We start from the raw sequence: 234 nt of genomic DNA, 5'->3' as shown, positions 1-234 counted from the left end.
AATCGAGGAATATGACGATAAGATTGAAGCGTGTGAAGTTGGAAGTGAGCGTAAGAAAATCCGTTCGGAACGTAAATTTCCAAAACAAGTTCGGAAGCAATTTGTGAACTTTGTGACGCGTAAACAAAAGTATCAAAAAGATATGGAGATTTTTGGTGACCGCAATAGCTATTCCAAGACGGATCCTGATGCAACCTTCATGCGTATGAAGGACGACTACATGAAGAACGGTCA

At 40.6% G+C, this 234-nt stretch carries 1 pseudogene; it reads left to right on the top strand.

The annotated features are described in order from the left end of the window. Positions 1-234: pseudogene (locus tag L3V42_RS18200) on the top strand (IS5/IS1182 family transposase); the annotation flags it as partial.

It is taken from the genome of Oceanobacillus alkalisoli, assembly GCF_022213125.1.
GTDB lineage: Bacteria > Bacillota > Bacilli > Bacillales > Amphibacillaceae > Oceanobacillus > Oceanobacillus alkalisoli.
This window is presented reverse-complemented; position numbering and strand designations above follow the sequence as displayed.